At 71.1% G+C, this 12,966-nt stretch carries 11 protein-coding genes and 1 pseudogene; 8 read left to right on the top strand and 4 right to left on the bottom strand.

Annotation, left to right across the window (positions count from 1 at the left end; translation table 11 throughout):
* Positions 1-601 precede the first annotated feature (601 nt).
* From ACFWY6_RS37220 to ACFWY6_RS37200, 5 genes are read left to right on the top strand one after another with little or no spacing between them, the layout of a single operon-like run.
* Positions 602-2,074 (top strand): rhamnulokinase family protein, encoded by a 1,473-nt coding sequence (locus tag ACFWY6_RS37220; RefSeq protein ID WP_384700103.1) that lies wholly within the window; start codon positions 602-604, stop codon positions 2,072-2,074.
* 56 nt (positions 2,075-2,130) lie between these two features.
* The gene (locus ACFWY6_RS37215) at positions 2,131-2,892 is read left to right on the top strand and encodes a (Fe-S)-binding protein (protein ID WP_384700101.1); all 762 of its coding nucleotides are present in this window, start codon (positions 2,131-2,133) and stop codon (positions 2,890-2,892) included.
* Positions 2,889-4,382: a LutB/LldF family L-lactate oxidation iron-sulfur protein gene (locus tag ACFWY6_RS37210; RefSeq protein WP_384700099.1), complete on the top strand. Its 1,494-nt coding sequence runs from the start codon at positions 2,889-2,891 to the stop codon at positions 4,380-4,382. Before ACFWY6_RS37215 ends, ACFWY6_RS37210 begins: the two co-directional genes overlap by 4 nt.
* Positions 4,379-5,080, top strand: a complete 702-nt coding sequence (locus ACFWY6_RS37205; RefSeq protein WP_384700097.1) for a lactate utilization protein C — start codon at positions 4,379-4,381, stop codon at positions 5,078-5,080. Before ACFWY6_RS37210 ends, ACFWY6_RS37205 begins: the two co-directional genes overlap by 4 nt.
* 22 nt (positions 5,081-5,102) lie before the next feature.
* Positions 5,103-6,266, top strand: coding sequence for an ABC transporter ATP-binding protein (locus tag ACFWY6_RS37200; protein ID WP_384700095.1), 1,164 nt, complete (start codon positions 5,103-5,105; stop codon positions 6,264-6,266).
* Positions 6,267-6,611: 345 nt separating this feature from the next.
* Here the strand turns inward: ACFWY6_RS37200 and ACFWY6_RS37195 are convergent, their stop codons facing one another.
* The 4 genes from ACFWY6_RS37195 to ACFWY6_RS37180 all read right to left on the bottom strand — a co-directional run bounded on the left by ACFWY6_RS37195 (position 6,612) and on the right by ACFWY6_RS37180 (position 9,897).
* On the bottom strand, positions 6,612-7,559 hold the full coding sequence (locus ACFWY6_RS37195; protein ID WP_384700093.1) for an ABC transporter substrate-binding protein: 948 nt from the start codon (positions 7,557-7,559) through the stop codon (positions 6,612-6,614).
* Entirely contained in the window at positions 7,556-8,236 is a 681-nt protein-coding gene (locus ACFWY6_RS37190) for an ABC transporter permease (RefSeq protein ID WP_384700091.1), read from the bottom strand. Before ACFWY6_RS37190 ends, ACFWY6_RS37195 begins: the two co-directional genes overlap by 4 nt.
* Positions 8,233-8,913 (bottom strand): ABC transporter permease, encoded by a 681-nt coding sequence (locus ACFWY6_RS37185; protein ID WP_361819916.1) that lies wholly within the window; start codon positions 8,911-8,913, stop codon positions 8,233-8,235. Before ACFWY6_RS37185 ends, ACFWY6_RS37190 begins: the two co-directional genes overlap by 4 nt.
* An 84-nt stretch (positions 8,914-8,997) precedes the next feature.
* Positions 8,998-9,897 carry a lytic polysaccharide monooxygenase gene (locus tag ACFWY6_RS37180; protein ID WP_384700089.1) on the bottom strand — a complete coding sequence of 300 codons (900 nt, stop codon included), beginning with the start codon at positions 9,895-9,897 and terminating at the stop codon, positions 8,998-9,000.
* Positions 9,898-10,273: 376 nt separating this feature from the next.
* Between ACFWY6_RS37180 and ACFWY6_RS37175 the strand changes: the two genes are divergently transcribed.
* The 3 genes and pseudogenes from ACFWY6_RS37175 to ACFWY6_RS37165 all read left to right on the top strand — a co-directional run bounded on the left by ACFWY6_RS37175 (position 10,274) and on the right by ACFWY6_RS37165 (position 12,911).
* On the top strand, positions 10,274-10,720 hold the full coding sequence (locus tag ACFWY6_RS37175; protein ID WP_384700087.1) for an NUDIX domain-containing protein: 447 nt from the start codon (positions 10,274-10,276) through the stop codon (positions 10,718-10,720).
* A pseudogene (locus ACFWY6_RS37170) lies at positions 10,717-12,266 on the top strand (ATP-binding cassette domain-containing protein); the annotation flags it as partial. The gene ACFWY6_RS37175 and the pseudogene ACFWY6_RS37170, both read left to right, overlap by 4 nt.
* Positions 12,267-12,464: 198 nt before the next feature.
* A complete protein-coding gene (locus ACFWY6_RS37165) occupies positions 12,465-12,911 on the top strand; it encodes an SPW repeat protein (protein ID WP_384700085.1) in 447 nt (148 codons plus the stop codon).
* The last annotated feature ends 55 nt before the right edge of the window (positions 12,912-12,966 follow it).

The raw sequence follows: 12,966 nt of genomic DNA, 5'->3' as shown, positions 1-12,966 counted from the left end.
CGCCCACAACTCCGCAGCCTCGCCCCACCGAACAGGCCTCTCCCACTCACCCGCCCGATTGCCCCGCAGCCCCGCCTCCCCGAACAAGCCTTTCCCACCCACCCGCCCGATTGCCCGGCAGCGAGTGTCGAGGCAGGAGAGACGGACCGCGACCCCCGCGCACCCGCAGTGCGCAACGCTCGCGAGGGGACGTGTCGGTATGTCCGCACGGAGCACGTTGCCCACGTCTCGCGAGCCGAAGCAGCAGGACGCTCAGACCGAGATGGCGAGTACGGACATACCGGCGCGGCCCCGCCCCCAAGACGGGCGGTGCAGAACGAGCCGACCCGCACCCGCCGCCACCAGCCCAGCCCGATGACAAGCACAGGCGCCAACTCCAAACCCGGACCAGACCCAGACCCAGACCCAGCCCCAGACCCAGCCCCGACCCAACGCCCCACCCGAACTACGGCCCCTGCGAGCCCTCATGCCCAGCCTCAGCCTCAACTCCAGCTCTAGCCCCAGCTCCAGCTCTGGCCCCAGCTCCCGCCCACACCACCGCCGACACCCCCGCCCTCACCACTTCGCCGCAATAGACCTAGGCGCATCCACCGGCCGCGTCATGTCAGCCCGGCTAACCCCCGACACCCTCACCCTCACAGAATCCCACCGCTTCCCCAACCGCCCCATCCGCACGGCCGACACCCTCCACTGGGACATCCTCGCCCTCTACGCCGGCATCCTCGACGGCCTCCGGACCGCAGGCCCCGTCACCTCCGTCGGCATAGACGGCTGGGCGGTCGACTACGGACTCCTGGACGCGGACGGCGCCCTCCTGGGCAACCCGGTGCACTACCGGGACACCCGCACCGAGTCCGCTCCGGCCAAGGTGTGGGCGACCATGCCCGCCCCCGAGCTCTACGCGGCGACCGGCATCCAGCACGCCCCCTTCAACACCCTCTACCAACTGACCGCAGCCCAAGGCACCGCCCAACTCGCCGCCGCCGAACGCCTCCTCCTCATCCCGGACCTCATCACGTACTGGCTGACGGGCGAACAGGGCACGGAGCTGACCAACGCGTCCACCACCCAACTCCTGGACCCGCACACCAAGACGTGGTCGCACGACGTCGCAGCGCGCCTCGGCATCAACCTCGACCTGTTCGCCCCGCTGCGGCACCCCGGCGACCCGGCCGGCCACCTACTGCCGCACGTGCTGGAAGAGACAGGCCTCCCCACCACACCACCCACCCCCGTCACCACGGTCGCCTCGCACGACACCGCGTCGGCGGTGGCCGCGGTCCCCGCCACCACCGACAACTTCGCGTACATCTGCACGGGCACATGGTCGCTGGCAGGCCTGGAGCTGGACGCCCCCGTCCGCACGGAAGCCGGCCGCGCGGCCAACTTCACCAACGAGCTGGGCACGGACGGCACGGTCCGCTACCTCCGCAACATCATGGGCCTGTGGCTGCTCCAGGAATGCAGGCGCACCTGGAGCAGCGACCTCGACGTCGACCTCGACCTCGAACCGCTGCTGCGCCAAGCCGCCGAAGTCCCCGCCCTCCGCTTCCTGGTGGACGCCTCCGACCCGACGTTCCTGCCCCCGGGCAACATGCCGCACCGCATCGCACAGGCCTGCGCCGCCGCAGGCCGCCCCGCGCCCACCACCCCCGCCGAGACGACCCGCTGCATACTCGACTCCCTGGCGCTGGCCCACCGCCAGGCCATCGAGGACGCCCAGCGCCTCACGGGCAGATCCGTGGACGTCGTGCACATAGTCGGCGGCGGCGCCCGCAACGCGCTGCTCTGTCAGCTGACGGCGGACGCCTGCGGGCTGCCCGTCGTGGCGGGTCCGGCGGAGGCCGCCGCGCTCGGCAACGTACTCGTGCAGGCGAGGGCGCACGGCCTGACGGCGGACCGTCACGAGATGCGAGCCCTGCTTGCCCGCACCCAGCCGCTGACCCACTACGAACCGACGGGCGACCGCCGGACCCGGTCGGCGTGGGCCGAAGCGTCGCAACGCATCACGTCCCAACGCATCGCGCCTCAACGCATCGCGTCCCAACGCATCGCCGCACACCGACTCCCGTAACGCCGACGCAGCGCATACCCTGCATCCATCCGATGATCGACGAGGAGGAACCCGCGATGCGTGTCGCTCTGTTCCTGACGTGTGTCAACGACACGCTGTACCCGGACACGGGCCGCGCGGTGGTGAAACTGCTGACCAGGCTCGGCGTCGAGGTCGATTTCCCGATGGCGCAGACCTGCTGCGGACAGGCGCACTACAACACCGGCTACCGCCACCAGGCAGAGCCGCTCGCCCGGCATTTCTCCGATGTTTTCGGGGAGGGCGGGTACGACGCGATCGTGACGCCGTCCGGCTCGTGCGGAGCGATGGTCCGCGAGCTGTATCCGCGTATGGGAGACCGGGCTCGGGCCGAGGGGCGGGGTGAGGGCCTGGCGGCGGCGCTGGCGCCCGTGGTCCCCAAGACGTACGAGCTGGCCGAGTTCCTGGTGGACGTGCTCGGCGTGACGGATGTCGGGGCGTACTACCCGCACACGGTGACGTACCACCCGACCTGTCACGGTCTGCGCTCCCTCCGTCTCGGGGACAGGCCCGCCCGACTGCTCAGGTCGGTCAAGGGACTTGAGCTGCGCGAGCTGCCCGGCGCCGAGGAGTGCTGTGGGTTCGGCGGCACCTTCGCGTTGAAGAACTCCGATGTCTCGGCGGCGATGGGCAAGGACAAGGTCCGCAACGCAGAGTCGACGGGTGCCGATGTGCTGTGCGCGGCCGACAACTCCTGTCTGATGCACATCGGCGGGACGATGAGCCGCCTCAGAAGCGGCGTACGTCCGGTCCACATCGCGGAGATCCTGGCGAGCACGGAAGAGGAGCCTCTGGCATGAGCGGCACATTCGTAGGCATGCCCGCCTTCCCCGAGGCCGCCCGCGAGGCCGTCGGGAACAAGACCCTGCGCGCCAATCTGCGGCACGCCACGCACACCATCCGCGACAAGCGCGCCAAGGCCGTCGCCGAGCTCGACGACTGGGCACAGCTGCGCGAGGCCGGCAAGCGCATCAAGGACGAGACGCTCCGTCATCTCGACCGGTATCTGGTCCAGTTGGAGGAGTCGGTCACGGCCGCGGGCGGCACCGTGCACTGGGCGGCGGACGCCGACGAGGCCAACCGCATCGTCACCGGGCTTGTGAAGGCCACGGGAGAGTCCGAAGTGGTCAAGGTCAAGTCGATGGCCACGCAGGAGATCGGCCTCAACGAAGCCCTGGAGGCCGAGGGCATCAGCGCCTACGAGACCGACCTCGCCGAGCTCATCGTGCAGCTCGGCAAGGACCGCCCCTCGCACATCCTGGTCCCCGCCATCCACCGCAACCGCGGCGAGATCCGTGACATCTTCGCGCGCGAGATGAGCGCATGGGGCCGCCCAGCGCCGGACGGTCTGACCGATACGCCCGCCGAGCTCGCCGAGGCGGCACGGCTCCATCTCCGCGAGAAGTTCCTGCGGGCCAAGGTGGGCGTCTCCGGGGCGAACTTCATGGTGGCCGAGACGGGCACGCTGGTCGTCGTCGAGTCGGAGGGCAACGGCCGGATGTGTCTCACCCTCCCCGAGACGCTGATCTCGGTCGTCGGCATCGAGAAGGTCGTGCCGACGTGGCGGGACCTCGAGGTGTTCCTCCAGACGCTGCCCCGCTCCTCCACGGCCGAGCGCATGAACCCGTACACCTCGATGTGGACCGGTACGACGGACGCGGAGACGGCCGACGGGCCGCGCGACTTCCATCTCGTGCTGCTCGACAACGGCCGCACCGACACCCTCGCCGACGAGGTGGGCCGCCAAGCGCTGCGCTGCATCCGCTGCTCGGCCTGCCTCAACGTCTGCCCCGTCTATGAACGGGCCGGTGGCCATGCGTACGGCTCGGTCTATCCGGGCCCCATCGGCGCGATCCTCAGCCCTCAACTCCGCGGTACCCAGAGCGAGATCGACGCCTCGCTCCCCTACGCGTCGTCGCTCTGCGGCGCCTGCTACGAGGTGTGTCCGGTCGCCATCGACATCCCCGAGGTCCTGGTCCATCTGCGGGAGCGGGTGGTCCAGGGCGGCGAAGTGACCAGGAACGGCACGAAGGTGACACTGCGGCCGGCGCGCGGGCATGCCGCGGAGCGGGCGGCGATGCGGGCGGCGGCCTTGGCGTTCGGCCGCCCGGGGGCGCTGCGCGCCGGCCAGCGGCTCGCCTCGCGCACCCGGCGCCTCCATCCGCGCACGCTCCCCGGCCCCGGTCGGGCGTGGAGTGCGACGCGGGACATGCCGCAGGTGCCGGCGGAGCCGTTCCGGGACTGGTGGCAGCGGACCGAAGGCGGCCGGGCGCAGAGGAGCGGCAAGTGAGCAGCAGAGACCTGATCCTGGGCAGGGTGCGACGTGCCCTGACCGACGTACGAGACGACGTACGAGACGACACGCGCGAAGACGTACGGGGCGACGCGCGAGCCGACGGCGTGACGTACTCCTACGACGGCGGCGTCGAGCGCGGCTATCTGCGGGAGCACGGTGATCGCACCACGGAGCAGACCGTCGAGCTGCTCGCCGAGAACCTCGCGGACTACCGGGCGATCGTGCACCGCGCAGACGCGGGGCAGCTGCCGGAACTCCTTGGGCGGCTGCTCGCCGAGCGGGGCTCGCGCAGCGTGCTCGTGCCGCCCGCGCTGCCGACCGGCTGGCTGCCCGCGGACGGACCGGACCGCGTCGAGGACCTGGCCACGCACACCGCCCGGGAGCTTGACGAGGTCGACAGTGTCGTCACGGGCTGCGCGGTCGCCGTCGCCGAGACCGGCACGATCGTCCTGGACGGCGGCCCGGACCAGGGCCGACGCCGCGTCACGCTCGTCCCCGATCACCACATCTGTGTCGTACGGGTCCCGGAGCAGGTCGTCGCCTCCGTCCCCCTGGCACTCGAACGGCTCGACCCGGCCCGGCCGCTCACGTGGATCTCGGGACCGTCGGCGACCAGTGACATCGAACTGGACCGGGTGGAGGGCGTGCACGGCCCGCGCAGGCTGGAAGTGGTGCTGGTGAGCGGAGTGTGAGGGGCGCGGTTAGCGTGAGTGCATGATCCGGTTCGAGCAGGTGACCAAGCGCTACCCGGACGGCACGACGGCCGTGGACGAGCTCTCCTTCGAGGTCGCCCAGGGTGAACTGGTCACGCTCGTCGGCCCGTCCGGGTGCGGCAAGACGACCACGATGATGATGGTGAACCGGCTCATCGAGCCGACATCGGGCCGCATCTTCGTCAACGACGAGAACATCGCCGATGTCGACCCGGTCCGGCTTCGCCGTCGCATCGGCTATGTCATCCAGCAGGTGGGGCTCTTCCCGCACCGGACCGTCCTCGACAACACGGCGACCGTGCCCGCGCTGGTCGGCTGGAAGAAGGGGAAGGCGCGGGCGCGTGCGGCCGAGTTGCTCGACCTGGTGGGGCTCGATCCGAAGATGTACGGCTCCCGCTATCCCGAGCAGTTGTCGGGCGGTCAGCGTCAGCGGGTCGGGGTGGCGCGGGCGCTGGCAGCCGATCCGCCGGTCCTCCTGATGGACGAGCCGTTCGGGGCGGTCGACCCGGTGGTGCGGGAGCAGTTGCAGGACGAGTTCCTGCGGATGCAGGCGGCCGTCCGCAAGACGGTGCTGCTCGTCACGCACGACATCGAGGAGGCGGTCAGGCTCGGGGACCGGATCGCGGTGTACGGGCAGGGGCGCATCGAGCAGTTCGATACGCCGGGAGCGGTGCTCGGCACTCCTGCCACGCCGTATGTCGCCGAGTTCGTGGGCGCCGACCGGGGCCTGAAGCGGCTCTCGGTCACCGAGATCCAGGCCGACGACCTGGAGCAGCCGTCGGTGACCCGCCTCGACGAGCCCGCCCCGCAGGCCGCGGCCCGGCTGCGCGAGCAGGACGCGCGCTGGGCCGTCGTCCTCGACGCGGACGGCGATCTGCACGGCTGGGTCGGCGTCGACGAGGTGGCGCTGGCCGGGGAGGGCGGCAAGGTCGGCGATCTGGCCCACCGGATGAAGGCATGGGTCCCCGTCGGGGCGCCGCTCAAGCAGGCCTTCGGCGTGATGCTGCAGCACGACGCGGGCTGGGTGGCGGTCCTCGACGGGGCCCGCTTCCTCGGCGTACTGACCCCTGCGAAGCTGCATGAGGCGCTGCGCCGCTCGGTGGACGCGGATGCGCAGGGCGTGCCGCGGGATCAGGTGGATTTCGACTCCGTTGCCGATGCGTAGGCCTCCCGGCCGGGGGTGCGGTGTCAGGGCGGGCCCGGGGCCTTGCGCCTGCGGCGAGCTGAGGTGTGTCAGCGCGCAACCCCTTTCGGGCAGAGGCAGTTCGGCACCGCCGAATTCCGCCGTCCGGCTTGATCGCCGTTGCGGCGGAGAGGGGGGTGCTCGCCCCGGCGGGGAGGGGGATGCTCGCCCCGGCGGGGAGGGGGATGCACGCCCTGCCGGGGAGAGGGGTGCCCGCCCCGGCGGGGAGGGGAAGTGCCCGCCCCCGGCGGAGAGGGCGATGCACGCCCCGGCGGGGAGAGGGGTGCCCGCCCCCGGCGGAGAGGGGAAGTGCCCGTCCCCGCGGCGTCACAGCAAGCCCTTCTCCTCCAAGTACGCGCGAGCAACGTCCTCCGGTAGCCTGCGCCAGCTGTCGACCTGTTCGTTCAGGGATGCCAGGTCCGGCGTCGTCAGGACGGCGTTCAGGTGGCCGAGTGCGTTGGCGACGCGCTCGCTGCCCGCGCGGGAGTGGTTGACGACCGGGACGATGTAGTCGGCGTTCTGGAGTTTCTTGTCGTCCTTCAGCAGGACCAGGCCGAACTCGTCGAGGGTGGCGTCCGTCGATGTCGTCAGGACCATCTGGTCCTGGCCGCTCTGCACGGCCTTCTTGGCCTGCGTCGTGCCCACGCCCTTGGGGTCGACGGCGGTGATGTCAATGCCGTAGACGTCCCTCAATCCCGGTTCGCAGTACGGGCGTTGCACGCATTCGTCGCCCGCGGCGAGCCGCACCGGCAGGCCGGACCTGCCGAGGTCGGTAAGGGTCTTCAGCCGGTGCTGCCGGGCATAGGACGCGGTGACCGCGAAGGCGTTCTGGTCGACGGCCTTGCCCGGGTCGAGGACGCCGAGGCCGCGGGGTGTGGCGAGGTCGCGCAGGGCCCGCATGGTGGCGTCGAGGTCGGGCGAGCCGACGGGCTGCGCGTCGGCGCCGTTCTTCTTGGCGTTCAGCCAGTCGGCGAACGTCGCCGCGTACTCGGGGACGACATCGATCTGCCCGGATTCCAGGGCCGGTTCATAGAGCTCGCGGTTGGCCACGGAGAGGATCTCCGCACCGTATCCGGCCTTGTTCAGGAGCAGTGAGTACATCTGGGCCAGCAGATCGCTCTCCGTGAACCCCGCGGAGCCGACGACCAGGTCGCGGCTGTCGCCGGGCGGCGCGGTGACCTCGCCCTGGGTCTCCAGGGACGGCCCGGAGGCGCAGCCGGACAGGACGACGAGCGCGGTGGCGGCCAGCAGGGTCGGTCCGGTGCGCCGTCTCATCCGGACCGACCCTTCCCCCGCACCCACGCCGGGGCAAGGCGCTCGCCGATCTCGAAGAGCGCCTCGACGAGCAGCGCGAACGCGGCGACCAGGACGGCGCCCGCGACGACCTGGGGCGTGCTCGCGAGGTTGAAGCCCGCCGTGATGATCCGGCCGAGTCCCCCGCCGCCCGCGAGCGCCGCGATGGTCGCGGTGGCGACGAGCTGTACGGCGGCGATCCGCACCCCGCTGAGCACCAGCGGCATCGCGAGCGGCAGTTCGACGCGCCACAGCATCTGCCGCCCCGTCATCCCCATGCCGCGCGCGGCCTGCACGATGCTGCGGTCGACGCCGCGCATGCCGACGTACGCGTTGGTGAGCAGCGGCGGCACGGCGAACAGCACGAGGGCGACGACGGTGGGCCCTTCGCCCCAGCGTCCGACGGGAGTCAGGAGCAGGAGGACGAGGACCGCGAAGGTCGGGACCGCGCGGCCGATGTTGGAGATGTTCACGGCGAGCGCCCCGCCCTTGCCGAGGTGGCCGAGGACGAGCGCGACGGGCAGCGCGATCAGACAGCTGATCAGCAGGCACACCACGGTGAGGACGAGGTGCTGGGCGAGGCGGTGCCAGATGCCGTCGTCGCCCGACCAGTGCGCCGCGTCGGTGAGCCACTGCCAGGCCTCGCCGAGGGTGTTCATGAGCGGACCGCCCTCGTCCAGGGGGTGAGGATCCGTTGTACGCCGAGCAGCAGCAGGTCCGCGGCGACGGCGATGACGACGCACAGGACGGAGGCGGTGAGCACCTGCGCCTTGAAGTAGGTGTTCATGCCGGCGTAGATGAGGTTGCCGAGCCCGCCGAAGCCGACGATCGCGCCGACCGTGACGAGGGAGACGGCGGAGACGGTGGCGATCCGCAGGCCCGCCATCGCGGCGGGCAGCGCGAGCGGCAGTTCGACGGTGAGCAGCAGCCGGATCGGGCCGTAGCCCATGCCCCGGGCGGCCTGGCGGGTGTCCTCGGGGACGCCGCGAAGACCGGCGAGGATGTTGCGGACGAGCAGCGTCAGCGAGTACAGGACGAGCCCGGCGACGACAAGGGTCGAGGACAGGCCGTACACGGGGAGCAGCAGCGAGAACATCGCGAGCGAGGGAATCGTGTAGAGGACCGTGGTGAGCGCGAGCACCGGGCCCGCCGCGAGAGCCCAGCGGCGGGCGATGACGGCGAGCGGCACGGCCAGGACGAGCGCGATGAGGACGGAGAGCGCCGTCAGCTCCAGATGCTGGACGACCGCGTCGAGGATGATCTGGCGGCGGGTGCTCAGATACTCACCGCAGATCCACTCGTTGCGCGCGAGGCAGTCGTCCGGGGGCGCGGTCACCTGTCCATTTCAGCGGGCGGCGGCGGGGGACGGCGCGTTCTGGTCACCCGTACGGGCGGCAGCGCGCCGGACCCCGGCGGCCCGTCAGGTCCTGCGGCGGCGGAAGAAGACGAAGCAGGCGGCGGTGAGGCCCGCCGCGGTCAGGCCCGCGAGGGTCGGCGGGACGGCGCTGTCGCCCTCCGTGGCGGCGGTGTTCTCGGCGTTCAGCGCGACGGCGTCGTCCTTGGCGGGGTTCTGCTCTCCCGCGGTGTCGCCGCCGTGGCCGTGGTGGCTCACCGTGGACTTGGACGCCCCGGCGTCGAGCTGCTTCTCGGTGGGCGACTTCGGGGTCCCCGCGGTCCGCGCGCCCTGGCCGAAGACCACGTCGGAGCAGCTGTAGAACGCCTCGGGGCTGTCATTGCGCTGCCAGACCTTGTAGAGCAGGTGGCGGCCCGACTTGTTCGGCAGGGTGCCGGAGAACTCGTAGTAGCCGGTCGTCGAGGTCTTGGCCGTGGCGGTCGTCGCCACCGGGGTGGATTCCAGGTCGGACCACTTCAGCGGCTTCGTCGGGTCATAGCTGTCTTTGGTGATGTACACGGTCATGGTGCCGGGATGCGCGGCCGTGACACGGAACTTGAAGTCGAAGGCACCGGCGGACACCTGCGTGGCGGGCCAGTCGGTGCGGGGCCAGTCAAGCGCCTTGTACTTCTCGCGGTTCGCCGAGCACAGCTTGCCGTCCGGGATGAGCTGCTGGTGCTGGCCGTTGGCGTTGGCGATGTTCACCTCGTTCCAGTCGTACAGCGGCTGGGTGCCGCTCGCCGCGATGAGGTCCTTGCACACCTGGGACTTGGGGGTCTCGGGGCCTTCCGCGTAGCAGGCCGCGACCCGGCTGACGGGGTTGAACACCGCGCCGTGCGCACTGGCCTGACCCGGTGTGATCGAGACGAGCAGCGCGGACGCCGCGCCGAGCGCGCCTAAGGAGGCGGCCTTGTGCCGAGCGGACATGGTGGGACTCCAATCAGGGCAGGACACGGTGCCCCGAGGGGCGTGTGAGAGGAGAGTGGCATTGGCCTAGACCAAGCAGCAAGAGGTCTGCACCAATAATCTGCGGACCGCACCCCTCGCCGATCCGCGGACCGCACCCCTCACCCGGCTCGCGCGGGCCCGCCCCAGGCCGGGCATCGGCAATCCCCGAATCGGGTGGTTCGATCCGCCAGAGTGAATCGAACGCAAGATCACGGCCCGGCGGCCCGGCATCCCGGCCCTCGGCACCCGGCCTCGAACTTCAGCCCGAGACATCGCTCCCACGTCACCGTTACGCACCACCGCTCGACCCCGTTTCCCGAGCGTCTGTCCGTACCGATACCGCCAGGGAGCCCCTTTGGAACTGCACGCCAACATCGTCGGTGTTCACCTTGTGTTCGAGCGGGCGGGCAGGGCATTGCTCGGGCTGCGCTCCCCCGACTCCGCCTACGCCCCCGCCACCTGGCACCTTCCGGCCGGTCATCTCGAACGCGAATCGGCCACGGCGTGTGCCGTGCGCGAGGCGGGCGAGGAGCTCGGCGTCACCATCCATGAGCAGGACCTCCGGCTCGTCCACGTCGTCCACCACCGGGACGGCGGCGACGGCAGGGCCCGGATGCAGCTCCTCTTCCACGTCCTCGACTACGCCGGCACCCCGGCCATCCGCGAGCCCGATCGCCGCACCGCCCTGGAGTGGTGGCCCTACGCGGCCCTCCCCTCCCCGCTCGTCGACTACACCGCCGTCGCACTCACGGGCATCGCCGCGGGCCGTACGTACACGGAGATGGGATGGGCGGCAGCATGACAAGCCAGAACACCGGCCCCACCACCGGCCCCACCACCGTCACCACCACGTCCACATCCACATCCACGTCCAGGCCGCCGCTGCCCCCTCCCCCGCCCGCGGAGATCAAGTTCGAGGGGAACCCCGGAAAGAACCCCCTGGGCGAGGCCTCCTTCCGGGACATGTGCTCCCGCCTGCCGTCGGTCCTCGCGCACACGACCCGGATGGCGTGGCAGGCCGACCGCCCTGCCGTGCTGCTGCTCATCGGCTGCCAGCTGCTCGTCGGCGCCGGCGCGGCCGTGCAACTCGCCTTCACGGCCACGGCCATGCAGCCCCTCCTGGGCGGTGGCCCCGCCGCCGACCGGCTGCGCTCGGCGCTGCCCGCCCTGCTCGTCATCGCCCTCACGGCCGCCGTCACGCGCGTCGCCACCGCGCTCTCCTCGTACGCGGACGGCCGGATCACCCCACGCCTCACCACCGGCGCCGACAGCTCCCTCGTCGAGGCGGTGTGCCGCGCCAAGGCCGCCGCGTACGCGGAACCGGGGTTCGCCGACCGGCAGGAGGCGGCCGAGATGGGCGTGACCCGCAGCCGCATGATGGTGCAGGACGCGACGCGCTTCACGGCCGCCCTGGTCCGCATGGTCACCGCGAGCGGTGTGCTCTCCGTGCTGCATCCGCTGATGTTCCCGCTGCTCGTCCTCGCCGTCGTGCCCGCGGGGGCCGGGGCCGTCCTCTCGGCGCGCGTCACCTACGAGACGCACTACGCCAACGTCGGCGACCGCAACGTACGCCAGATGATGCGGTGGTGGTCGACCACCCCGAAGTTCAGCGACGAGGTGCGGGCCAACGGCATGACCGGGTACCTGATCCACTGGTACCGCGCCCTGTCCGCCCGGATCGACCGGCGCACCCTGGCCGCCGCGCCCCGGATGCTGCGCATAGTGCTCGCCAGTTCCGCACTGGGCGGGATCTTCCTCGTCGGCGCCTGGGCGGCGCTGGCCTGGCTCGCCGTCACGAGGCGTGTGGACCTGGCCGTCGCGGCCACGGCGGTCGTCGCCGTGCAGACGTCCCTCGCCGACAAGGGCCGGGTGACCTGGGACGGAGTCGATCTCGCGACGGCGGACCCGGACTCCGTAGGGGCCCGCACCGGTCTGGTCGCGCAGAACTTCGCCCAATGGCCGCTGCGGGCCCGCGAGAACGTGACGCTCGGCCGGCCCCGCACCCTCGACGACGGGCCGGTCTGGGACGCCGTCGACGCGGTCGGCATGCGCACCGCGATCGAGCAACTGCCGCACGGCCTCGACACCCTGCTGGCCCGTGAGCTCTGGGGCGGCTGCGAGCTCTCCGGGGGGATGGGGTCTCCCCTGCTCGAGCGAAGCCGAGAGCTTGGGGAAGGCAGCGTCTGGCGTGCTCGCGCGCCCTCTACCGGCGGCCGCCCGTGCTGATCCTGGACGAGCCGACGTCACAGATGGACGTCCGTGGCGAGCGGGCCGTGCTCGACGCGCTCAGGGCGAGCGCCCCGGAGCAGATCACCATCGTCGTCACCCACCAGCTGGAGAACACCAGGGCCACTACGACGACCTGGCCCACGGAGGGGGCCTCTTCGCGGAGCTGCTCGCCCTCTCGAAGGACCGCTGAGGGCCAGCACTGCACATGCTGAGGGCCAGCACTACACATAAAGAAAAAATAAGCGCAGAATGGATATGCGCGACGACTATGCCGCGATAGCTCTTCAGGCCTGCTCGAATCAGAGGAGACGAGTCTCATGGCCGACGTCTCACACAGGGGCGACATCGCCCATCACCCCGATGTATCCGAGATGCGGGATCGGTACGCCCGCGTGCTCGGCGGTCACGATGTGGCACTCGTGGACGGGCCTGTGTTCCTCACGGGCCTCTTCTGCGCCATATCCCCGTGGACGATCCACTTCGCCGCCAACCAGCCCACTCTCGCGACGCACAACCTGATCATGGGCATCGCGATAGCACTGCTGGCGGTCGGGTTCACCGTCACCCCGGCCAGGATGTACAGCCTGAGCTGGGCCATGTGCGCCATGGGCGTCTGGATGATCGTCTCGCCGTGGGTGGTGGGCGACAGCCCCGACACGGGCGTCATTCTCACCAACGTCATCATCGGCGGTCTCACCTTCGTCCTTGGCCTCGCCTGCACGGGCGCGGCGGCGAAGGAGGGCCGGCAGCCAAGCACACCTTGACGGAGGTCGAGGACTGAACGCAGGCGGCGGCTCCCGGTCGAACACGGCCGGGAGC

This window comes from Streptomyces sp. NPDC059037, from assembly GCF_042740015.1.
GTDB lineage: Bacteria > Actinomycetota > Actinomycetes > Streptomycetales > Streptomycetaceae > Streptomyces.
This window is presented reverse-complemented; position numbering and strand designations above follow the sequence as displayed.

Bases quoted from the DNA above. Each gene is read 5' to 3' on its own strand.
- ACFWY6_RS37195 (WP_384700093.1), bottom strand. From the start codon at position 7,559: ATGAGACGGCGCACCGGACCGACCCTGCTGGCCGCCACCGCGCTCGTC.
- ACFWY6_RS37210 (WP_384700099.1), top strand. From the start codon at position 2,889: ATGAGCGGCACATTCGTAGGCATGCCCGCCTTCCCCGAGGCCGCCCGC.
- ACFWY6_RS37190 (WP_384700091.1), bottom strand. From the start codon at position 8,236: ATGAACACCCTCGGCGAGGCCTGGCAGTGGCTCACCGACGCGGCGCAC.
- ACFWY6_RS37165 (WP_384700085.1), top strand. From the start codon at position 12,465: ATGGCCGACGTCTCACACAGGGGCGACATCGCCCATCACCCCGATGTA.
- ACFWY6_RS37180 (WP_384700089.1), bottom strand. From the start codon at position 9,897: ATGTCCGCTCGGCACAAGGCCGCCTCCTTAGGCGCGCTCGGCGCGGCG.
- ACFWY6_RS37215 (WP_384700101.1), top strand. From the start codon at position 2,131: ATGCGTGTCGCTCTGTTCCTGACGTGTGTCAACGACACGCTGTACCCG.
- ACFWY6_RS37200 (WP_384700095.1), top strand. From the start codon at position 5,103: ATGATCCGGTTCGAGCAGGTGACCAAGCGCTACCCGGACGGCACGACG.
- ACFWY6_RS37220 (WP_384700103.1), top strand. From the start codon at position 602: ATGTCAGCCCGGCTAACCCCCGACACCCTCACCCTCACAGAATCCCAC.